The organism is Domibacillus sp. A3M-37, from assembly GCF_024213455.1.
Lineage (GTDB): Bacteria > Bacillota > Bacilli > Bacillales > Domibacillaceae > Domibacillus > Domibacillus tundrae.
Genome location: NZ_JANAVL010000007.1, coordinates 183,116 through 203,806 on the forward strand (window position 1 = coordinate 183,116; position 20,691 = coordinate 203,806).

General features: G+C 43.7%; 27 protein-coding genes. 6 read left to right on the top strand and 21 right to left on the bottom strand.

What is annotated here, in order from left to right:
* Window positions 1-2: 2 nt before the first annotated feature.
* The 10 genes from spoIIIAE to NLX67_RS13020 form a co-directional block, all read right to left on the bottom strand.
* Window positions 3-1,088 (bottom strand): stage III sporulation protein AE, encoded by a 1,086-nt coding sequence (gene spoIIIAE, locus NLX67_RS12975; protein WP_254312010.1) that lies wholly within the window; start codon window positions 1,086-1,088, stop codon window positions 3-5.
* 3 nt (window positions 1,089-1,091) lie between these two features.
* Complete coding sequence (locus NLX67_RS12980) at window positions 1,092-1,550, bottom strand: SpoIIIAC/SpoIIIAD family protein (RefSeq protein ID WP_254312011.1); 459 nt, start codon at window positions 1,548-1,550, stop codon at window positions 1,092-1,094.
* Window positions 1,501-1,704 carry a stage III sporulation protein AC gene (gene spoIIIAC / locus NLX67_RS12985; RefSeq protein WP_046180415.1) on the bottom strand — a complete coding sequence of 68 codons (204 nt, stop codon included), beginning with the start codon at window positions 1,702-1,704 and terminating at the stop codon, window positions 1,501-1,503. Before spoIIIAC ends, NLX67_RS12980 begins: the two co-directional genes overlap by 50 nt.
* Window positions 1,705-1,717: 13 nt before the next feature.
* Window positions 1,718-2,230, bottom strand: coding sequence for a hypothetical protein (locus tag NLX67_RS12990; RefSeq protein ID WP_052728517.1), 513 nt, complete (start codon window positions 2,228-2,230; stop codon window positions 1,718-1,720).
* Window positions 2,227-3,120, bottom strand: a complete 894-nt coding sequence (gene spoIIIAA, locus NLX67_RS12995) for a stage III sporulation protein AA (RefSeq protein WP_082091555.1) — start codon at window positions 3,118-3,120, stop codon at window positions 2,227-2,229. The genes NLX67_RS12990 and spoIIIAA overlap by 4 nt, the downstream gene beginning before the upstream one ends.
* 95 nt (window positions 3,121-3,215) lie before the next feature.
* The gene (locus NLX67_RS13000) at window positions 3,216-4,322 is read right to left on the bottom strand and encodes an acyl-CoA dehydrogenase family protein (protein WP_046180597.1); all 1,107 of its coding nucleotides are present in this window, start codon (window positions 4,320-4,322) and stop codon (window positions 3,216-3,218) included.
* Window positions 4,323-4,431: 109 nt separating this feature from the next.
* On the bottom strand, window positions 4,432-4,989 hold the full coding sequence (gene efp / locus NLX67_RS13005) for an elongation factor P (RefSeq protein ID WP_046180413.1): 558 nt from the start codon (window positions 4,987-4,989) through the stop codon (window positions 4,432-4,434).
* Window positions 4,990-5,008: 19 nt separating this feature from the next.
* Window positions 5,009-6,070: a M24 family metallopeptidase gene (locus tag NLX67_RS13010; protein ID WP_254312012.1), complete on the bottom strand. Its 1,062-nt coding sequence runs from the start codon at window positions 6,068-6,070 to the stop codon at window positions 5,009-5,011.
* 3 nt (window positions 6,071-6,073) lie between these two features.
* Window positions 6,074-6,511, bottom strand: coding sequence for a type II 3-dehydroquinate dehydratase (gene aroQ / locus NLX67_RS13015; RefSeq protein WP_254312013.1), 438 nt, complete (start codon window positions 6,509-6,511; stop codon window positions 6,074-6,076).
* 60 nt (window positions 6,512-6,571) lie between these two features.
* A complete protein-coding gene (locus tag NLX67_RS13020; RefSeq protein WP_254312014.1) occupies window positions 6,572-6,991 on the bottom strand; it encodes a YqhR family membrane protein in 420 nt (139 codons plus the stop codon).
* 108 nt (window positions 6,992-7,099) lie between these two features.
* Here NLX67_RS13020 and NLX67_RS13025 point away from each other — a divergent pair, with 108 nt between their 5' ends.
* Window positions 7,100-8,038, top strand: a complete 939-nt coding sequence (locus NLX67_RS13025) for a DUF1385 domain-containing protein (RefSeq protein ID WP_046180409.1) — start codon at window positions 7,100-7,102, stop codon at window positions 8,036-8,038.
* Between the two features lie 36 nt (window positions 8,039-8,074).
* Window positions 8,075-8,461 carry an SA1362 family protein gene (locus NLX67_RS13030; RefSeq protein WP_254312015.1) on the top strand — a complete coding sequence of 129 codons (387 nt, stop codon included), beginning with the start codon at window positions 8,075-8,077 and terminating at the stop codon, window positions 8,459-8,461.
* 109 nt (window positions 8,462-8,570) lie between these two features.
* Here NLX67_RS13030 and NLX67_RS13035 read toward each other — a convergent pair whose 3' ends face one another.
* Both NLX67_RS13035 and NLX67_RS13040 read right to left on the bottom strand, forming a co-directional pair.
* Window positions 8,571-11,132: a vitamin B12-dependent ribonucleotide reductase gene (locus tag NLX67_RS13035; protein ID WP_254312016.1), complete on the bottom strand. Its 2,562-nt coding sequence runs from the start codon at window positions 11,130-11,132 to the stop codon at window positions 8,571-8,573.
* A gap of 204 nt (window positions 11,133-11,336) precedes the next feature.
* Complete coding sequence (locus NLX67_RS13040; RefSeq protein WP_254312017.1) at window positions 11,337-12,173, bottom strand: lipoate--protein ligase family protein; 837 nt, start codon at window positions 12,171-12,173, stop codon at window positions 11,337-11,339.
* 219 nt (window positions 12,174-12,392) lie between these two features.
* Between NLX67_RS13040 and NLX67_RS13045 the strand changes: the two genes are divergently transcribed.
* The 3 genes from NLX67_RS13045 (at window position 12,393) to NLX67_RS13055 (ending at window position 15,185) form a co-directional block, all read left to right on the top strand.
* Window positions 12,393-12,713 carry a rhodanese-like domain-containing protein gene (locus NLX67_RS13045; protein WP_046180586.1) on the top strand — a complete coding sequence of 107 codons (321 nt, stop codon included), beginning with the start codon at window positions 12,393-12,395 and terminating at the stop codon, window positions 12,711-12,713.
* 114 nt (window positions 12,714-12,827) lie between these two features.
* Window positions 12,828-14,405 (top strand): DEAD/DEAH box helicase, encoded by a 1,578-nt coding sequence (locus NLX67_RS13050; RefSeq protein ID WP_046180344.1) that lies wholly within the window; start codon window positions 12,828-12,830, stop codon window positions 14,403-14,405.
* Between the two features lie 9 nt (window positions 14,406-14,414).
* Window positions 14,415-15,185, top strand: a complete 771-nt coding sequence (locus NLX67_RS13055; protein WP_046180585.1) for a YqhG family protein — start codon at window positions 14,415-14,417, stop codon at window positions 15,183-15,185.
* Here NLX67_RS13055 and NLX67_RS13060 read toward each other — a convergent pair.
* The 9 genes from NLX67_RS13060 to NLX67_RS13100 all read right to left on the bottom strand — a co-directional run bounded on the left by NLX67_RS13060 (window position 15,182) and on the right by NLX67_RS13100 (window position 20,035).
* A complete protein-coding gene (locus tag NLX67_RS13060; RefSeq protein ID WP_254312018.1) occupies window positions 15,182-15,526 on the bottom strand; it encodes a hypothetical protein in 345 nt (114 codons plus the stop codon). The genes NLX67_RS13055 and NLX67_RS13060 overlap by 4 nt on opposite strands.
* Window positions 15,527-15,539: 13 nt before the next feature.
* A complete protein-coding gene (gene comGF, locus NLX67_RS13065) occupies window positions 15,540-15,980 on the bottom strand; it encodes a competence type IV pilus minor pilin ComGF (protein WP_254312019.1) in 441 nt (146 codons plus the stop codon).
* Entirely contained in the window at window positions 15,964-16,254 is a 291-nt protein-coding gene (locus tag NLX67_RS13070) for a hypothetical protein (RefSeq protein WP_046180341.1), read from the bottom strand. Before NLX67_RS13070 ends, comGF begins: the two co-directional genes overlap by 17 nt.
* 7 nt (window positions 16,255-16,261) lie before the next feature.
* Complete coding sequence (gene comGD, locus NLX67_RS13075; protein ID WP_254312020.1) at window positions 16,262-16,705, bottom strand: competence type IV pilus minor pilin ComGD; 444 nt, start codon at window positions 16,703-16,705, stop codon at window positions 16,262-16,264.
* The gene (gene comGC, locus NLX67_RS13080; RefSeq protein ID WP_254312021.1) at window positions 16,695-17,015 is read right to left on the bottom strand and encodes a competence type IV pilus major pilin ComGC; all 321 of its coding nucleotides are present in this window, start codon (window positions 17,013-17,015) and stop codon (window positions 16,695-16,697) included. The genes comGD and comGC overlap by 11 nt, the downstream gene beginning before the upstream one ends.
* A gap of 17 nt (window positions 17,016-17,032) precedes the next feature.
* Window positions 17,033-18,124: a competence type IV pilus assembly protein ComGB gene (gene comGB / locus NLX67_RS13085; RefSeq protein WP_082091455.1), complete on the bottom strand. Its 1,092-nt coding sequence runs from the start codon at window positions 18,122-18,124 to the stop codon at window positions 17,033-17,035.
* The gene (gene comGA, locus NLX67_RS13090; protein WP_254312022.1) at window positions 18,027-19,094 is read right to left on the bottom strand and encodes a competence type IV pilus ATPase ComGA; all 1,068 of its coding nucleotides are present in this window, start codon (window positions 19,092-19,094) and stop codon (window positions 18,027-18,029) included. Before comGA ends, comGB begins: the two co-directional genes overlap by 98 nt.
* A 132-nt stretch (window positions 19,095-19,226) precedes the next feature.
* On the bottom strand, window positions 19,227-19,472 hold the full coding sequence (locus tag NLX67_RS13095) for a DUF2626 domain-containing protein (protein ID WP_046178809.1): 246 nt from the start codon (window positions 19,470-19,472) through the stop codon (window positions 19,227-19,229).
* A 302-nt stretch (window positions 19,473-19,774) separates the two neighbouring features.
* A complete protein-coding gene (locus tag NLX67_RS13100) occupies window positions 19,775-20,035 on the bottom strand; it encodes a helix-turn-helix domain-containing protein (protein WP_254312023.1) in 261 nt (86 codons plus the stop codon).
* 176 nt (window positions 20,036-20,211) lie between these two features.
* On the opposite strand from NLX67_RS13100, the gene NLX67_RS13105 reads away from it, so the two are divergent.
* A complete protein-coding gene (locus tag NLX67_RS13105; protein ID WP_254312024.1) occupies window positions 20,212-20,592 on the top strand; it encodes a Spx/MgsR family RNA polymerase-binding regulatory protein in 381 nt (126 codons plus the stop codon).
* Window positions 20,593-20,691: the final 99 nt, after the last annotated feature.

Consider the following 20,691-nt stretch of genomic DNA (forward strand, 5'->3'; position numbering starts at 1 on the left):
TTTCACCTCATCATATAAGCGGCATTTCCTGCTGACACAACAGCCGCCATAAACAGGAAGTACATAAAAGATACAAGCGCAAGAGACGCCAGCATAAATGACATTGTTTTCCCAATAATTTCGAGAAGAGATGCGGCAGCCGAGTCACCGAGTGGCTGCAGCACAGCAGCGGAGGCTTTATACAAGATAACAAGCACCGCCAGTTTGACAACTGGAAACAAGGCAGTCAAACCCAAAAGGCCAATACCTGCTGCGCCAGCTGTGTTGTGGATCATCAATGCCGCTCCGGATGCTGTATCAGCAGCATCCGCCATCATTCGCCCAACAACCGGCACGAATGTACCGCTTAGAAATTTAGCCGTTTTTACTGTTAAACCATCTGCAGCAGCGGCTGTCATGCCTCTCATCGTTAAAATGGCTAGAAAAACCGCCATGAAAGCGCTGAGAAGAGACAAGCTGACCGTCCGAAGCAGCGATGCGATCCGGTCTGCATTGTAATGATCCGATAACAGACTGACCAAGCTGAAGACGACGGAAAAAATGAGGCATGGCAAAATAATTTGGTCAATTAAAATACCGGATGCATTCATCATAAAAAGCAGCAGCGGCGGAAACAAAGCAGCGGACGCTACAGCGCCGCTTATCGTCAATAAAGCAATCAAAACCGGCATGAAAGCCATCATAAAAACCGTCATTTGCTCAACCGCTGCAGATACAGATTCTACTGCCAGCCGGAATGTATTCATCGCTAAAATAAAGATCGGGATTAACACAGCCGCTTCTGCCGTCTTGGTTACAGTGTGTGTTTCAAGTGCTTGTCCTACTGTTTTTAACACAGAAGCCAAAATCGACAGTAAAAAAATAATCGCGAGACTTTCTGCATGCGTAGTGATTTCAAAAAAAACATAAGATTTTAAAGTGGACAGCCAGCTCTCCAGCGAGAACAAAGAGGCTAGATCCAGATGCTCTGCGTCAAATTCCATTTTTCTCGGCATAAATGGTCCATACAGCTGCTTCAACTCACTCCATCGTTTTTCAAGCGCTGATAAGTCTGCTTGCTCGATTATTGGCTGCCATATGTGTTCCATGGATCACCGCCCTGGAAGCATGTTTAAAACTGTTTCAATCAAGAGGGTCAAAATAGGCAGAATGAGTGCCATAATGATGATTTTTCCTGCGATTTCCATCTTCGCAGCAAGTGCCTGCTGTCCCGCGTCTTTCGCAATATTAGCAATGAATTCCGAAATAAACGCAACGCCAACCGCTTTTAAGACGGTTTCAATATAAAGTGTCTCCACAGCCGCATACGCAGCCATTTTTCGAACGGCCGTGATAAGCTTGGCCATTTCATCAGCAAATTGGTAAAAAAGAATGCTGCACGTAAACAAAATAAACAACAGCGAAAAACCCGGATTGAATTCATCGAGCAGAATGGCTAAAAAAACAGCGACGAGTATGATAGCGGCAATATGAGTAATCGCAATGGGTAAACCGCTCCTGTCATTGAAATAAAAAAACCGATTTAATTTTATCGAATAGCTGTCCAACAATTGTCGCGGCCATAAATAAAATATATATAAAGCCGAACAATGTCACCCACTGGGCATATTCTTTCTTGCCAAGCTGTTCTAAAATCGTATGCAAAAAAGCGGCAATGATGCCAATACCTGCAATTTTAAACAATAAATCCACGTCCATATTCATGTTTCGCCCCACCCTATAAAAGCAAAATGGCTGTCATCATGCCGAAGAGCAAACTGACCGACCGGATCATTCCGGAAAGCCGCTTTTCTTCGGCAGCAGCTTCTTCACGCTGCTTTTCAAGCTGTTTTAACACCAATTGAAGCTTTCGTGCTTCTGCAGACTGAGTGACTGCGCCCAGCATACAACCTGCCTGCTCAACAATTTGCACATCCCTTTTTTTTAATGCCAGCCCACTTGCCTGCTTCGTTAGAATATTCGTCCAAAGCTGGCCGGCGCTATCTTCAGATGTAGACAATGCTTCAGCAAATTGATCAAACGCGGCGCTCGCTGGTTTTTCAATTGCTTTTGAAATAGAGCGTGCTGCTGTTTCCATTGACTCAGCCCCATACATAATGGATGATTCAAGCATGATGAAGGCGGTCTCAAACTGGCGAATTTGACGAACGCGTTCGCCATATGAGTTTGATTTATACCAGCCGATAAACAAACTAGCGATAATAATAAAAACTGCTCCAGCCCATTTCATCCGATCACTTGGCTTTCACGTTTTAAAATGGTTAAATGATGCTCGCGGTTTACTTCAATATACGTATCAAACAGACCGCTCTCTTTAATGTGTCGAATGACTGGCCGCCGCAGTGCTTCTTTAAGAGAATGCGCATGAACCGTTGCGATGACCGCAATGCCAGCGTTCAAGGCTTCCGAAAGTGCTTGTGCATCTTCTGCACGGCCAATTTCATCGACTATAAGCACATCTGGGCTCATCGACCGGATCATCATCATCATTCCTTCTGATTTTGGGCACGCATCAAGTACATCCGTACTCGTGCCAACGTCAAGTTGAGGAACACCATGCAAGCAGCCTGCGATTTCAGAGCGTTCATCGACAATGCATGTTTTCATTGGCGGAATACCACGCTTTTCATCTCCTGTGCCAGCCGTACGGGCAATATCCCGCAGCAAGGTTGTTTTGCCGGACCTTGGGGGTCCAATCAACAATGCACTTTTCCATCCATTTTGAAATAATGACGGCAAAAGTGGAAGAGCGGCTCCTTTTTTCTCTTTGGCAATCCGGATGTTAAAAAAAGACAAGTTCGTCATGGAAGCTACTGCCCCTTCTTTAATGACGGCTTGTCCCGCAATACCGATCCGATGCCCGCCTTCAATCGTCAAATACCCACGCTTTAACTGTTCTTCAAGCCGATAAACAGAGTGCTTTGTGATTTTATGGACAAAAGCAGCGCGCTCTTGTTCTGAAAAAAAGGTAGACAGTACGTACGGCTTCGGTCCAGACAGCTCAATTTTCTGTCCGGTTCGAAGCCGGATTTCTTCAATAGCCGGATCGCTTTTCAAAAGAGGACTGACAGCCTGTGATGTCGATTCGGGTAAATAAGGCATAATGGTTTTATAGGGCAATCCGCCGCCTCCTTCCGCTCTTTTCACATTGTATGAATGAAAAAGGCACATTATCCATGAAAAAAAACCGCCAAACGAATTGGCGGTTAACTGGTTTATTGATGGATACGAGCCAGTGCATCTTGTGCAAGCGTCCGGTAGGCAATGTCGTCCATCGGCGGGTTATGAAGACCGGCACGTACATTTTGCCAATAGCGGTGAAGGGGATTTTTCTCAGACAAACTTCTGGCGCCGACAATCCGCATCGCTATGTCGGTCACCTCAATGGCTGTATTAGTGACGAATGCTTTTGCTGCAGCCATTTGCGGCTTAATCGGTTCATTCGGCTCTCGGTCGTAAAGCTCGGCCGTTCGATATAAAAATTGCCGGGCGGTCATCAGCTTCATTTCCATTTCTCCGATTGTTTGCTGTGTTACAGGTAATTCACCAATGGGATGATCAAGTGCAGCCGGTGTATACGATGCTGCAAAATGAAGTGCGTAATCGCGGGCTGCCCCAGCAATGCCAATATAGCAGGCCGGAATATGAAGCAGTGACCCTTTTCGACGGGCACGGTACGAGTCATCGAGCTTTTCAACAATGTAATGGGCCGGTATCCGTACATTTTCAAGAATTAAGTCATGGCTGGCTGTTCCACGCATGGCCACACTGTCCCACGTTTCACGAATCGACACCCCCTCCGTTGACATCGGAACGAGAAATACAGCAGAGTCACTTGTTTCAGCAATCGAAGCGGACACAAACACATAATCAAGAACCGGTGCGGCAGACGTAAATGTTTTTTCGCCGCTCAATAAATATTCATGACCATCGAGTACAGCCTTCGTTTTAAACGCTGCTCCCCGAAGCGGACTTCCAGCATTGCGCTCACTGGCTGCCGCGTTAATGAGTTTTCCTTTTTGCACTTCTCCCACTAAAAAATCAGCAATATCCGGATTCCAGTGCCGGTATTCCGCATACTCCATTAAAATGCCAGTATGCCATCCGATCGAAAGACCTGTTGCTCCGCACCCTTTCGCAATCAGTTCCTGGTGCTGGACAAAATCAACGAGTGACATACCGCCATTTTGTGGCAGCATCGCTTTCGTATAGCCAATTTTTTTCAAATCGTTTATATTTTCAAATGGAAACGAATTCAGCTGATCAAGCGCCGGCTCTCTTGATTGAAAGTCCGGGATCAGCGGTTTTATTTTTTCTTTCATGTTCAACACGATCGACCTTCTTTCTATTTGTCTTCTTTTATCGTACGAAGAAGCGGCCCAGAACGCAAATAAAAAGAACGTACCCGTTAAGGTACGCTCGCTGAAGTGATTATGCGCGTGATACGTATGAACCGTCTGTTGTATTCACAATGAGAACATCGCCTTCGTTTACGAAGAACGGTACGTTAACAGAAAGACCTGTTTCCACGATCGCCGGTTTTGTACCGCCTGATGCTGTATCGCCTTTAATACCCGGCTCTGTTTCGGTTACTTTCAATTCAACTGTGTTTGGAAGCTCAACCCCGAGTGTTTCAGAACCGTACATCATAATTGATACTTCCATGTTTTCTTTCAAGAACTTCAATTCATATTCAATTTGTGATGCCGGCAGCTCAATCTGGTCATATGATTCAGTATCCATGAATACATGCTGGTCGCCGTTGGCATACAAATACTGCATGCGGCGGTTGTCGATCTGCGCTTTTCCGACTTTTTCACCGGCACGGAACGTTTTTTCCTGAATTGCTCCTGTACGAAGATTACGAAGCTTTGAGCGTACAAATGCCGCTCCTTTTCCTGGTTTTACGTGCTGGAAATCCACAACGCGCCAAATGCCGTTTTCTACCTCAATCGTTAAGCCTGTACGAAAGTCATTTACTGAAATCATCTGTGTTCCTCCTGGAGTTTTACAAAATAATAAGTTCTTTAGCTGAATGTGTGAGCAGTTCATTCCCGCCGTCTGTGAGTATTATATCGTCTTCAATCCGGACGCCGCCGATGCCCGGCAAATAAATACCTGGCTCTACTGTCACAACCATACCGGACTGGAGCGGTTTGTCGTTCATGACTGAAAGTCTCGGGCTTTCATGTACTTCGAGTCCGAGTCCATGGCCAGTCGAATGACCGAACGCGTCTCCATATCCTCTTGACGAAATGATATCACGTGTCACGGCGTCTGCTTCCTTTCCAGTCATCCCCGGCTTAATTTGATCGACTGCTGCCATTTGCGCTTCTAAAACGACCGCGTAAATTTCTTTCAGCTGATCTGTTGGTTCGCCCACGGCAACCGTACGGGTAATATCTGACGCGTATCCTTTATAATATGCGCCAAAGTCAAGCGTCACAAAGTCGCCGGATTCAATCTCTTTCTCACTGGCCACACCATGTGGCAGCGCAGATCGGGCGCCCGAAGCGACGATAATATCAAAGGAAGAAGAAGCTGCACCACATTTTCTCATAAAAAATTCAAGTTCATTTGACACATCGATTTCTTTCGCTCCCGGCTTTAAAAAATCTAGAATGTGCTTGAACGCTGCATCTGCAATATCACACGCTTCCTTTAATATCTTAATCTCTGATTCCGTCTTAATCAAGCGCAAGTTTTCTACGAGTCCCGCGACCGGCTCAAGCGTACCGTTAAAATGCTTTTGAAGCAATTCAAACTCCTGATATGAAATGTATTCTTTTTCAAAACCGAGCGTGCGTACACCCAATGTTTCAGCCTGTCCCATCGCTTCTTCAAAAAGCGATTTTGTATGCTGAATAATGGTAAAGCCTTCCGCCTGTGCTGCCGCTTGCTCCGTATAGCGGAAATCCGTTAAAAAGATAGCGGCTTCTCCCGTCACGAGCACAGCACCCGCCGTTCCGGTAAATCCACTTATATATCGGCGATTGTATGGACTCATAATAAAAAGGCCGTCTAATCCTTTTGCAATCATTTGTGAACGCAATTTTTCAATTTGGCTCATTCCTCAGCCCTCCTTATTTACTAAAAAGTCCAGTGCCATTTCGTATCCGTACAACCCAAAGCCGCACATTTGTCCCGCAGCATGGGGCGCGATGACAGAACGTTGCCGGAATTCTTCACGAGCATGAATATTTGAAATATGTACTTCAATAACCGGTACTTTTATGCCTGCCACGGCATCCCCAAGCGCGTGACTGTAGTGTGTAAAAGCGCCAGGATTAAATATAATCCCATCCAGTCCTTCATCTTCTGCTAGATGAAGCCTTTCAACAAGCTCCCCTTCAAAGTTCGACTGAAACGTAATGACTTGCACTCCTGTTTGTTCCCCGCGTTTGACGACTCGGCTTTCAAGCTCCGCAAGTGTTGTATAGCCGTAAATGTGCGGCTCTCGTTTCCCAAGCCGGTTTAAGTTTGCACCATTCATGAGCAGAATTCTCTTCATTGTTTGTCCCCCGCCTCTTCGCTTTTCCCGATAAGTTTATCATATTCAATCGGCTGCTGACTACCTGCCTTGCTCTTGATGCCAGGAAATCGTTACACTGATAAACAGGCAGTAGCCCAAGAGAAGAGCAAAAATAGTGATTAATTGCAAAGGACTGTGATCATCTATGAAAAAAACGATAAAAAAAAGAAGCACAGTAACAGTTATTCCCGAAAGGAATGGCTTTCTTTTCCGGAGCAGCGCATAGTATAATAAAGAAAGCACGATGGAGATAAATATGGTCAAAATAGCTGCAATCCCATACTTCACAATCGTCGATGATGAAACAGCGGACAGCATCGAGATAGGATTCCAGTTAATAAAATGGAATGTATAAGCCAGCCAGCTAAACAGCAAAAGCAACAGGCCAGCCGTAATGGCTGTCTCAAAAATACCACGCCTCAAATAATCAGAATGTTTAGACTTATTTTGCTTACTCATCTTCTTTCCTCCTCTGAACAAGTCTCGCTTTTATTTTAGCCGGATTACCGCTAAAATATGATTACTACCTGTCCTGCCTAGGGATGAATGAAAGAAGGAACTGATGAAATGAGTAATGAAAAGCCCGTGTACGGCGGCCAGGCCGTTGTCGAAGGCGTCATGTTCGGCGGAAAAAAACATACGGTAACAGCTGTACGGCGAAATGACGGATCAATTGAGTATTTTCACTTGCCGCGCACGATCCGTCCGGCTCTGCAAACGATTAAAAAAATCCCATTTCTTCGAGGCATCGTTGCCATTTTGGATGCCGCCGCGACAGGATCCAAACATTTAAACTTTGCAAATGACCGGTATGATGTTAATCCCGGGGAGGAAGAAACAGAAGCAGAAGAACCGTCCAAGTTAACACTCGTATTCGGTGCGGCTCTCGTCGGAATCCTATCGTTTCTGTTCGGAAAATTTATTTTCACCCTTGTTCCTGTTTTTTTAGCTGTACTCACGAAACCGGTTTTTTCAAGTGATATTTCACAAATTCTAATTGAAGGATTTTTCAAGCTGGTGCTGCTGCTCGTTTACATTTATTTGATTTCAATGACGCCGCTTATTAAACGGGTGTTCCAATATCACGGAGCGGAACATAAAGTAATTAACGCTTATGAAAATGGTTTGCCGCTGACTATTGAAAATGTGCAGAAATCTTCCCGGCTTCACTACCGCTGCGGATCAAGCTTTATTTTATTTACGGTCATTGTTGGCGTTTTCGTGTATATGCTTGTACCAACTGAGCCATTATATGTACGAGTGTTAAATCGTCTGGCGCTTATTCCCGTCGTCCTTGGTATCTCGTTTGAAGTGCTGCAGCTCACGAACAAAGTCCGTGACATTCCAGCATTAAAGTGGCTTGGCTATCCAGGGCTTTGGCTCCAGCTTTTGACGACAAAAGAACCGTCGAATGATCAAGTAGAGGTTGCGATTGCTTCTTTTGAGAAATTAATTTCCATCGAAGAAAGTGCTGAAAAGGGATTAAAAGCAGACGAAATTGTCTAATATGTAAGTAACACTATTTTCCGGGAGGTGGCTTTAATGAATGTTCGTACTGTCGTTGTTTCCGTTATTACTGCACTCGCTGCCATTGGTCTCGTGTCTATGATGATCACCTCTCCCGGGCAGCTCGTGCGTCAGATTGCATATGCCGTCATCACCGTCGTGATTGTCATGTTTTTACTCCGGCTTTTTATGAAAAACCGCGCTGGCGGCAATCGCAGTGAAGATCGCGCTTATTCAAAAGCCGTCAAACAGTCTAAAAAGCGCCGTACGCCCAAAGCAAGCTATAAACCGAAGCCATCCCGATCCGTGGCTTTTACTGCCGCCAAGCCGAAAAAGAAAATGGCCCGCCGCAAAAAAGCCTCACATTTAACCGTGATTCAAGGAAACAAAGGAAAACGGAACTCACGCGCTTCATCCGAATGACTCTGCCCGTACGTTTGGGCAGAGCTTTTTTGAACAAGTATCTGCTTTTGGTCACGAAAGAGCCGCCTCCTTATTTAGGGGCGGCTCTTTAAATTACTTTATTTCAATTTTATAAGCCGCATTTCAGCTGGGCGCCGCAATTTGTGCATGTGTTGCAGCCGCCAAGCTCTTCAACTGTTCCTTTGCGGCAGACCGGGCATGTATTGCCGACTTCGCTGCCGATTGTCACATTTGTTGAACGCAGATCTTGAATCGTATCAATTAAAACAACATGGTTTTCATGTTCTTTCGGTTCAGTTTTTTCTTCTTCATCCCAGTTGTTTTCTTCCGCTTTCAGTGTCAACACCTGAGAGTCACGGCTTCCATCGACGTAAACCGTTCCGCCTTTTGCTCCGCCGTTGTAAAGGCGTTCGTATACACTTTGAACCTGCTCTACTGTGTATCCGCGCGGTGCATTAACTGTTTTAGAGATCGAGCTGTCGATCCAGCGCTGAATAACACACTGGACATCCGCATGCGCTTCAGGTGCGAGACCCATCGCTGTTACGAAATAGTCAGGCAGTTGATCCGGATTGGCTTCAGGATTGCGCTCTAAATAATCTCTCACAATATCCGCTTTGACTTCGATAAACTTGCCGAGGCGTCCGCTGCGATAGTATGTGAATGAAAAGTAAGGCTCTAAACCTGTAGACACACCCACCATCGTTCCAGTTGATCCCGTCGGTGCCACAGTCAGCAAATGAGAGTTGCGAATACCGTTTTCAACAATCGCTTCACGTACATGTTCAGGCATTTTCTTCATGTAGCCAGTGTTGATGAAGGCATCACGCAGGCGGTTTGTTTCTTCAAGCGTTTCCCCTTCAAGGAATGGGAAGCTGCCTTTTTCTTTCGCCAGCTCAACAGACGTTTCGTACGCCGTTACAGCGATCGCTTCAAATACTTCATCGACAAGCGTATTGCCATCTGCCGACCCATATTCTTTTTCACAATAAATCAGCAAGTCCGCAAGTCCCATTACACCAAGACCGACACGTCGTTCACCGAGCGCCTGCTTTTTGTTTTCTTCTAAGAAGTACGGCGTTGCATCAATAACATTGTCCTGCATACGGACACCGGTGCGGACCGTTTCTTTCAGCTTGTCGAAATTCACTGTTTTTGTTTCTTTGTCTGCCATTTGGGCCAGGTTAACGGCTGCTAAGTTGCAGACAGAAAATGGTGCGAGTGGCTGCTCACCGCATGGGTTTGTTGCTACAACCTGCTGACCGTATGCTTTTGCATTCGTCATGTCATTTGCATTGTCGATAAAGAAAATACCCGGTTCCGCTGAATACGTTGCGCATACGTTGATTAAGTTCCACAATTCACGCGCTTTAATTTTGCGGTACGTGCGAATTTCGTACCCTTGGCGCTGCCATTCACGAACGTCACCGACTTTATGCCAGTTCTCGTTGTAATGCACCATTTCTTCCTTGCTGTACTTTTCAACAGCCGGGAAGCGAAGGTCGTAATCAGCATCTGTTTCAACTGCTTCCATAAATTCTTTCGTCAAGCAGATCGAAATGTTGGCTCCAGTTAAAAACTCAGCGTTGTGCACGCTGTATGTGCCGCCTGTCTGAAGCTTTGCTTCCGCTTCTTTAAAGATTTCAGGGCTGAAACCGCCGTAGCCAGGAATGTTTTTGTAATTGACAACCCCTTGGTACATCTGCTCTTCACGTTCTGTGAGCGGTTTAAAATTCAGCTTGTCTTTCGCGGCTTTTTTAATTTGCTCATCCTCTGTGTTTTCAAGAAGATAGCGCAAAATACGCGGATTTTGCATTTTTGAAATAATAAATTCAACAATGTCTGGATGCCAGTCAGCTAACATAATCATTTGGGCGCCTCTGCGCGAACCTCCCTGTTCAACAAGGTGTGTCAGCTTTGCAATGTCATCCAGCCATGATACAGAGCCCGAGGATTTACCGTTGACGCCGCGTGCGAGCGTATTTCGTGGGCGAAGTGTCGATCCGTTCGTGCCGACGCCGCCGCCACGGCTCATAATTTCCATTACTTGCTTGCGATGCTCAGAAATGCCTTCACGCGAATCAGCAACAAATGGCATCACGTAGCAGTTAAAGTACGTTACGTCCGTGTCTGCTCCTGCCCCGTATAAAACACGGCCGGCCGGAATGAAATTTAGGTTCACAAGTTCGTTGTAAAATTTGCCGAACCATTCTTTTTTCTTTTCTTCTGTTTTTTCTACGGAAGAAAGACCTGCTGCGTTACGCTTAGCAATCTGTTCATAAAATACTTCGAGTGGTTTTTCAATAACATCAAGCCCGCGATGAACGATGCCGGTTTCAGCTTCTTTTGGATCATCAATGGCACTGCGGTATTCTTCATCGATTAAAATCGATGCTTTTTTTGCTTCACGGTCGAGTGACACGATAAAGCCCGTTCCCCGTGCAGGGAATTTTGGGTCTTCTTTAATTGTCAAAACGACAAAATCGCCTTCAGACAATGTAATTTTTTGCGTATCTTTGAATGAGTACCGGTCAATCATGACAAGGCGGGAGACGCCTTTGTGTGTAATCTTCATTTCCGGTGTGACAGGGAAAACCTGCGGAAAAATGCTGATGTCCTTGTTTAAATTGTCGATGTTAAGCGACATGTGCTGTGTGGACGTAGCGGACATAGAAACAACCCCTTTAGTATTCTGTTGTAACAAAAAACGAAAACAAACACAATATATTGTGTTTGTTTTTCGATCACACTCTATATATTGATTGAGATTACATAGTTTGTCAAGCCGCCAGATCTTGCCTAAAACAAGGAAAAGCCTTGGACTTCAACTAAAACCGACAAAAAAATTTTATTTTTTTGCTACAAACTATTCTTCTTATCTGCGGAAATTCCAGTTATCACTTTCATACCGCTCATGCTGAATTTTATCAATTTGACGTTTTTGATCGTCTGTTAAAACGAGCGGTTCAAGATGAATATTTAATCCTTCTTCAAACCCTTTTTTAAAGGCGGCCCGCGCTTCATCAAGCGTAACCCGTTTGGCACACAGAGCATTGATCGCAACAGCCTTATCCTTAAACGCACATTTCATTCGATCTTTTAACCGGTCACTTGAATAGTGAAACAAGCTAAACAATTTGTCTTCATCAATATCAAGCAAAATGGAGCCGTGCTGTAAAATGACACCCTTTTGCCGTGTCTGTGCGCTGCCGGCTGCTTTTCTTCCTTCGACAACGAGCTCATACCAGCTCGGTGCATCAAAGCAAACACTCGAACGTGGATTTTTCAAACTGGCTTTTTCTTCTTCGGTTCGTGGTACAGCAAATTCTGCAGCCAGCCCCAGCGCCCGAAAGCCTTGAAGCACACCTTCAGAAATCACTCTGTACGCTTCTGTCACGCCCGCCGGCATATCCGGATGCTCTTCACTGACAATGACGCTGTATGTCAGCTCATGCTCGTGTAGTACCCCTCTGCCGCCAGTTGGACGTCGAACAAAACCAAGTCCATGTTCTTTAAGTGCCTCAAAGTTCACTTCTTTATACGCTTTTTGAAAATATCCAATTGACAGTGCCGCCGGCTCCCATCCGTAAAAACGAACAATAGGCGGAATTTCGCCCTGGCTGTGCCAATCTAAAAGCGCTTCGTCCACGGCCATATTATAAGCCGCACTTTGATTTCCAGTATCCAGAAAAGCCCACGTTTCTTTTGTCATGTTATACGCCTTCTTTTCGTTGTAAATTCCCTCAACTAGTCTATCAAATTGAACCGGAAAATCAAAGGCGAACATACTTCTTTTTTTAAAAGAGAATTTTCTTTTCATCTGATGACCGTATGGATATAATAAAAGAAGCAGTTTATTCGAAAGGGGAACACGACGTTGCTTTATTCTATTGCCGCAGTACTCGGCGTGATTATTTTGTATGCAATCTTCATGTACTTTTCTCAAAAGCGTGCGGTGAAACCGCTCAGCCAGGAAGAATTTATACAAGGATACCGGAAAGCGCAGCTGATTGATGTGCGCGAACCGAATGAATACAATGGCGGCCACATTTTAGGCGCCCGCAATATTCCTGTAACACAAATGAAACAGCGCATGAAAGAAATTCGTGCGGACAAGCCTGTTTATTTGTACTGCCAAAGCGGCCTTCGCAGCGGCCGTGCCGCCCAAATGCTCTACAGAAAAGGATACCGGGACATCCATCATTTACAAGGTGGATTTAAAAAATGGACAGGAAAAGTAAAAACAAAATAAAAAACAGTTCTGCATATGCAGAACTGTTTTTTTGTCTGTATTTTATGTATTTCATTTATCCTTTAAGGACAGACTAGGTGCACTACTTAAAAAACAGAGGAGGCTCTGAATAAGATGAAGCCCGCCATTTTGTACGACGATTCATGGGAAAAATTTCTTGAAAAGGAATTACAAAGTGCGTCTTCACCTGGAAGCTTGTCCCTTTTCAAGTTAACAGCCGAGACGAAAAATCGCATTCTTCCTTCTGATTTCAATGGGCTGCTGGCACCTGATTTTCTTCCGCACATTCAGTTTCTTCCCCATCAAATCAAGACGGCTCAAACGGTCATGGAAGAAATGAATGGCACTGCCATTTTAGCCGATGAAGTTGGGCTTGGCAAAACCATTGAAGCAGGCCTCATTTTAAAAGAATACATGTTACGGGGACTTGTTTCCCGCGTGCTCATTTTAGCTCCCGCCTCGCTCGTGAGCCAGTGGGCAAAAGAACTGCGCGAAAAATTTCAGATTTTTGCACTGGTGCAGCGAAAAAAACCGGACTGGTCGTGGAATGGTGTTCAAATTGCATCGATCGATTCAGCCAAGCAGTCAAAATTCGCTGATGTATTTTCCGATACACTGTTTGATATGGTCATTATTGACGAAGCACACCGATTAAAAAATCCAGCAACGAAAAATCATCAATTTGTCAATGGTCTAAATAAAACCTATTGTTTATTACTGACGGCCACTCCAGTTCAAAATAATGCGGATGAATTATTTCATCTTGTTTCTCTGTTAAAACCCGGACTGTTTGGCAACAATGGATTCTTTCAGACCCAATTTAAAGATGGAAAGCGATCAATGCAAAATCGCGATGCTTTTCATGCCCTGCTCAAACAAGTAATGATCCGCAACGTTCGAACCAATGTAGAAAAAGAGCCGATTAAACGATTTGTGCAGACGATTCGTATTACTCCGTCGAAAGAAGAAAAAGCCTTTTATGAATCGCTGTCTGACTGCCTGCCAGGTGCTATCACACTGCTGACACTGCAGCGGGAAGCGTGCAGCAGCAAATATGCCGCCCTCGCTACCTTAATAAAGCAGGAAGGGTTCGCCCAGACAAACACTGCCGCTCTTGCGGGTGCCATTAAACAAAACTCAAAAGCGGACAAAGCACTCGACATCGTCAAACAGCTAAATGAAAAAGTACTTATTTTCACACAATACCGGGCGACACAGCAGTATTTGGAGCTGTTTTTTCGTTCACATGATATTCCTGCCGTATCGTTTCAGGGAAACTTTAAAAAAGGAAAAAAAGACTGGATGATCGAGCTTTTCAAAGGACCCGCCCGTGTGTTGATCGCAACCGAAGCCGGAAGCGAAGGACTGAACCTGCAATTTTGTCGTCACGTAATTAATTTTGATCTGCCGTGGAATCCTATGAAGCTTGAGCAGCGAATTGGTCGTGTTCATCGTTATGGGCAAAATCAAGACGTCTATATTTATCATCTTGCTTATAAACAATCGATTGAAGACCGCATGCTGGCATTACTTTATGAAAAAATCGCTCTTTTCCAAACGGCGATCGGAAAGCTTGATACTATTTTGGATCAAAACTGGATTGAAGACCACTTGAAAGACGCTTTTCATACTTCGAAAAGTGTTGGTGAGTGGGAAATAAAAATGCAAAACCTTGCCGCTGTATTGGAGTGATCAACATTGATGCCTTTTCTTCGCACATTTTTTAACGCTTGTGAATGCCGTATCCTTGAAGAATCGAATGACTCACTGACCGTTCAGTTAACCGAGGAAGCAGACCGCGCTTTAATGAACAGACCATTTTATTGGCATTATAAAGATCAGCTAGGACAGCCTGGCGATCCGCTCGCCTTCACTTTTTTCACAAAAGACCCCGGCCGGCTGCTCAAGTATCAGGAAGAATATATTACATTTGGCTCGCCGCGTTTCCATCAGTTTCTTTTATACGCCCAAAAAAGAGCTTCATTTATTAAAATGTACGAAACAAGTATATCTTCAAAAACTGTACAGCTTGAACCTTGGTTATTTGTCCATTTTCATCTTTCGTATGAAGCAAACGGCAAAAAAGAAAAGCTTGTCCCGCTTGCTCTTCATTTAATTAGCGGAACTTTTTCAAACAACTTTTCAGAAAAATTAACTTCCTTATCTTTGAGCCATATGATCGCGCCGTATCACTATGTGCTCTCACCGCTTATTACACCGGCAAGCGGCTTAAACAGAATGAAAAAAAGACTGCGGCAGGACATAATACAAGAAGAACATGATTGGGCCAAATCCGCCCTAGAAAAGAAAAAAATAGAATTAGCGCTTCTTGACTCTTTTTTTGAACAAAATGAGGAAAACAATGCACATTTTGAACGCGAGAAAGCGGCGATTATACGCCGCTTTGAACCAGTGATCCGTATCTCAGTCTTAAACGGCGGCCTGTTTTATATTGCTCAAAATGGACGTTAATTATATTCAGTCCGCTTCACAATCAAATGGTTTTTCATATCATAATAATAAGTGGCGTGAAAAAAACCGTCTTCATGAATGGTCGTAATGCGAATCTGGCGATCTTTTTCTGACGTCTCTATTATATCAACACTAGTTGTTCCTCTATTTGTCTGCATCGTAAACGAAGCCGGATCTGACTGTGACAAAACGTCCCGAAGCGCCATCAATTCGATAATCCGCATTTCATAATAATCCGTTAAGTAATCCGCCGTTTCCCATTTTGTTACAGAAGAATCCGCGGCTGAAACAGATGCTGCTGTTATCAACACAAGAATAAGCAGAATGTGCGGATAAATCATACCATGCTCACTATTAAGGGGCTTCTTTATGAAATGGATAAATCGATGCGCCTTCTTGTTCGCCATTTGAAAACGTAACGTGAATATATACTTTCCCTCCTTCAATTGAAAATATGGCACTTTTTACATTTTGCAGTAAAACTTCATGTCCCTGTCCGTTCACCTGCCGCCTGATTTTGTCGTTATATTTGCTAATCGACACCATGGAATCATTTGAACCGACAGCTGAATATTGCAGCGTTGTTCCAGACAGGTGCCAGCCTTGCGAAATTTGCATTTCATTGCGCAGTTGAATGATGAAAAGTTCCCATTCCGTGTTTTTTTCTGCTTTACCAGCTTCGGTTGTCCGGTACACACCATCGTATAAAAGCGGGATAGAAGCAGCACAGGCAGTGAATATCGTTAAAACAATTAATGACTCCAGCATTGTAAATCCATTATTGTTCCACCACACATGTTGTTTTTTCTCCGATCGCCACACATGCTTCCGATTTTCCTTTTGTCTCTTTCCAAACAATTTCTCCTTTAACAGTTGATTGATCCAGTTTGTAAAAAAATGAAGCTTCTGAAAAGATTCGGGATTCCGCTTCTTCATACAGCTTTCTCATTCCTTCCTGCTTCTCCCAACGCCATGATGTTTCTTCAAATAATTTCATACAAAAAGGCAGAAGAACAGCCGCTGCTATGAAAAAAACCGTTAATGCCAGTATGCTTTCTGCGAGTGTCATTCCGTGTTCATTCTTCCAAAAAATAAAAACGGCCCCTTCCGATTAAAAATACAAGTCTGGTGCTCTTTTCTTCGGTCGTAAAGTAGATGATTCCAAACCGATTTGTCATGCCCGTCCGCAAAAAAGTGATTGCGCTCATATTTCTTTCATCACGAATGAAACGGTTTGGAATCTCACGTTTTATTAGCGTCTTCCTTGACTGCTCAAATGTATAAATATGATAGTTGTTACGCCCATTTTCAAAGAAGTGAACAACAACGTTCGTCCCTTTAGCAATCGCATACGCCTGTGCCGCAAATAAATCTCGCTCGATTTGCTGAAAAAATTGGCGATCGCTTACATCATTTGCTATGGTTCGAAGCGGAATCAATGCTGCGGCGAGACATACTATAAAAATCGTTAGCACGATCATCATTTCGAGCAGCGTGAACCCGTTTTCTTTATGCACCACCAGCTGTTACAGTCCCTTCCGCATCAATCGTTACGGCACCGCCGCCCGGGCAAGTCGTTTCATCATCTCTTAAGTACCCGTCGGTCACAAGTGTATCAATTGAAGAAGGCAATGAGTCGTTGTCAATTCGATAAGCCTGTACTTGACCCTGCACCATATGCACAAATGCGTCGCACCCTTTTGCATTAATATTTTTGCTTTGCTTCGCTACATTTGGAATAGCAATAAAAAGCAATACCGTAATCACCAAAAGGACGATCATCATTTCTATTAGCGTGAAGCCTCGTTCATTTTTTACTAGTTGTTTCATCTTTTCTTCCTCCTTTATTAGACGGATCCGATCATTTCAAACATCGGAAGCATGACCGATAAATAAACAGCCATTACAATCGTACCGATAATTAGAAAGACAGCCGGCTGAATGATCCCAGTCAATTTTTTGATTTTGTCTTCAACAAGCTGGTCACAAAATTCAGCGTAGAGAAGCAATTCTTCACCGATTCGTCCATTTGCGCCTCCATGACCAATTAAAGCGGAGAGCTTTCGGTCAAACCAAGGGATGCTGGAAATCGCTTCTTGTAATGTTTCTCCCATGATTAATTGACCATTTATTTTTTTTGACACCGCACGAAGCATCGGATAAATAGTTTGCTCTTCAAACACATGCAGCAGCTCATTAACCGCAAATCCGCTATTTAATAGCTGAGCCGCTTCCCGTGCAAACAGCCGGGTAAAATAAAGTTGAAAAAACGTTCGAATATATGGAAGTTTTGACAGCATATCTGCTTTCTTATGCGGTGAAAGCAGCTTGTAGCGAGCAAATAGAAACAGGCAGATACCTGTCAGTGTGGGTACAATAAGAAGAACTGCTGGCGGAGCCCATTGAAGAAAAAAGAGCAGAAGAGCAATTACCCCCTCAGGCTCGTAGCCCATTGAAGCATGCAGGTCGCGGAACTGAGGAAGGACAAATGTGTTTAAGACCGTTAATAAAATGACAAGTAACGCGAGTAAAAAAACGGGATATTGTAAAAGCCTGATGAGCTTTTCTTTCGATTGTTCTGATTTTCTCCACTGTGTTCCTGCGTGAACGAGTGTTTCTTGAACATTTCCATGTTGTTCAGCAAAGAAAACTTGCAGGCATATAAGCGAAGGAACATTCAAAATCGGCAATATTTCATGAAGCGGCGTTCCATCTTGAAGCGATTTTCGAATCACCGCTATTTGTTTTTTATTTATGCCTGAAATGTTCATCATTAAAAAATCAACTGCATCACCAATCGTAAATCCTTTCATCATCATTTCACCGAGCCTCATAATGAAATCAGCGCCATTTTTCGCTGACATCCGCTTCGCCAAAATGCCAGCGAGCCCACTCTTCATGCGCGATGAATCCATACGCCATCCCCTTTCGCAATTCATCTTTTAACCTCTTGTAAGCTGATAATGTTTCGCCGTTTGTCACCTCCTTTAGCGCCTGTCCAGACAGCATTTCACAAACAATGGCCTGTCGTATTTCCTGCGTGCACTCATCTCCGCAAGAAGTTCCACATTCCGGGCAAAGGATGCGAACGAGCCGCTGAGCGGTTATACCGGTCATTGTTTGAGTGATTTCATGACGCGAAACGCCCAGCTCTATTAACCTTTCAATTACGCCGGCAGCGTCACGGGCATGGATTGTCGACAGGACTAAATGACCTGTGAGAGCACTTTTTACAGCCGCTCGGGCTGTTTCTTCATCCCGTATTTCTCCAACCATAATTACATCAGGGTCATGACGCAAAATTGCTTTTAAGCCGGTTGAATACGTAATGCCTGCTTTTTCATTTACTTGTATTTGCACGAATGAATCTTGTTGTTTTTCAACGGGGTCTTCAAGTGTAATAACGTGTTTGTTTAGAGTGGCTGCACAATGCTGAATCATGGAGTAAAGCGTAGTTGATTTTCCACTTCCGGTCGGACCGCTAAGCAGGATAAGACCATGTGAATGGTTTAATAAGGAAGTCAGTTTCATTGCTGTATATGGAAATAATGTCAGTTCTGAAAGATGTGGGACGTGTTTTTGAGGCAATATACGGATGACTAAGCTTTCTTTGTGAGGAACAGCAGGAAGTGTCGAAATTCGCAGTGATAACGGGAACCCGTTAATCATTTGCCGAAAAGAGCCGCTTTGGGGTTTTCGTTTTTCACCAATATCCATTGATGCAGTAAACTTTAAATACGCGATAAGCCTTTCCCCTTCACGAATAGAAAATGAATCGCTTTTAGACAGCTCCCCACCAGCACGCATTTTTATCAAATAGCCATTTGTTTTCGGTGTTAAATGAATATCCGTTGCCTGCATACTGACAGCTGCAGCAAGCATTTGTGCAATTTTTTGTTCGACTTGCAAATCATCACCTTCTTTCTTTTTTTGAGCATACTACAAAAGTCTGAATATTTCATTACTTTTTGAGGGCATTTACAAAACTTTAACAAAAAAAGCCTTTAAAGCAAATATTTGCTTTAAAGGCTTCGGGTGACATTAATGTCCGCCGCTTCCTGGCGTCATCATGAACGTTGACCAATATGTAAACCCTGCAAAGAAAACGGTCAAGTATGCGCCAAAAACATAAATGTACATGCGCTCAGAAAGACGTAAATACCCTAATAACAAGAAAAATCCAGTTTGACCGAGGAAAAGCAGTGCGGTAATATTCATGTGCCCGAGATAAAACATCAAAGCAAAAATCGCAGTCCAGAATGCCATTACACGAAACATTCGATCCATTATGTATCCCCCCTTTATGGACTTACTCCATCAATAACATATTATAAAGGAATACATATGGAATTGTAAACGTTTCTTTCCATCAGTTTGTGACGACTGCTTAATACGTGCAATCCCCGCAGCCATCAAGCATCGTCGTTTTTTGATAGAGCTCCATTTCCCCGAACAAGCGCCTGCATCACTCCTTGCAAAAAAGCTTTATGAATCCGGCAGGTTATCGCCGCTTTTTCACATAGCAATTGTTTAAATGGGCAATTGCAAATGACAAATTGGACATTTGGCCTTCCTTCTATTTCTTCCATTTACGGCGCATATCCAACACGAGCTGCCAGCTTGTATACTTTGCCCGGACGCCCGCCTTTTCCCGTTTTATGCAAAAAAGAAGCGATTAAATTTGCATCCTCAAGCTTTGTTAAATGAAGGCGCGCCACGTTTGGATGTATGTTAAATTCAGCTGCTGCGTCTTGCAAGGTCACATTTGCATGTCCTTTTAAAATATAGTCATAAATTGAATAGCGTACCCCATCTGCAAGTGCACCGGTTACTTTTAAAATGGTGTTCATTTTTATTACCCCGTCAGTTTTTATCTATTATAAGCAATAATCTTATGGAGAAAAATGATAAAAGTCATACTTTTTCGCTTGTTAAGAAAAAAGACACAATTCGCAGAATAAAAAATGTACAATTATTGTATAAGTAATGTACAATGTATTCAAGAAGAAAAAAGGGGGACTATTCAATGTCTACTGTTACTTTTTTTACGTACCCAAGCTGTACATCATGCCGAAAGACGAAAAAATGGCTGTCTGCCCATTCAGTTGATGTTCAGGAGCGTCACCTTTTTCGTGAAACACCCTCACGTCAAGAACTGCTTACATTGTTGTCCTTGACATCAGAAGGGCTTGACGAACTGCTTGCTACGCGCAGCAGCACGTTTAAATCATTAAATCTTAACGTAGATGATATGTTGTTATCCGATGTGATCGACTTGCTTATTCAAGAGCCCAAATTGTTGCGCCGCCCGATCTTAACGGATGGAGAAGCAATTGTTGTTGGATATAATCCTGAAAAACTAAGAAGCTTAACAAAAAAGAAGCAAGTCATGAAATATACAGGGTAACATAAAAAAGAGAACACCATGGGGTGCTGCACCCCTAAAGTTAGAGTTAAAAATCTAACTTTAGGGGTGTTTTTTCTATGGTGAAATACAGCGAAGAAT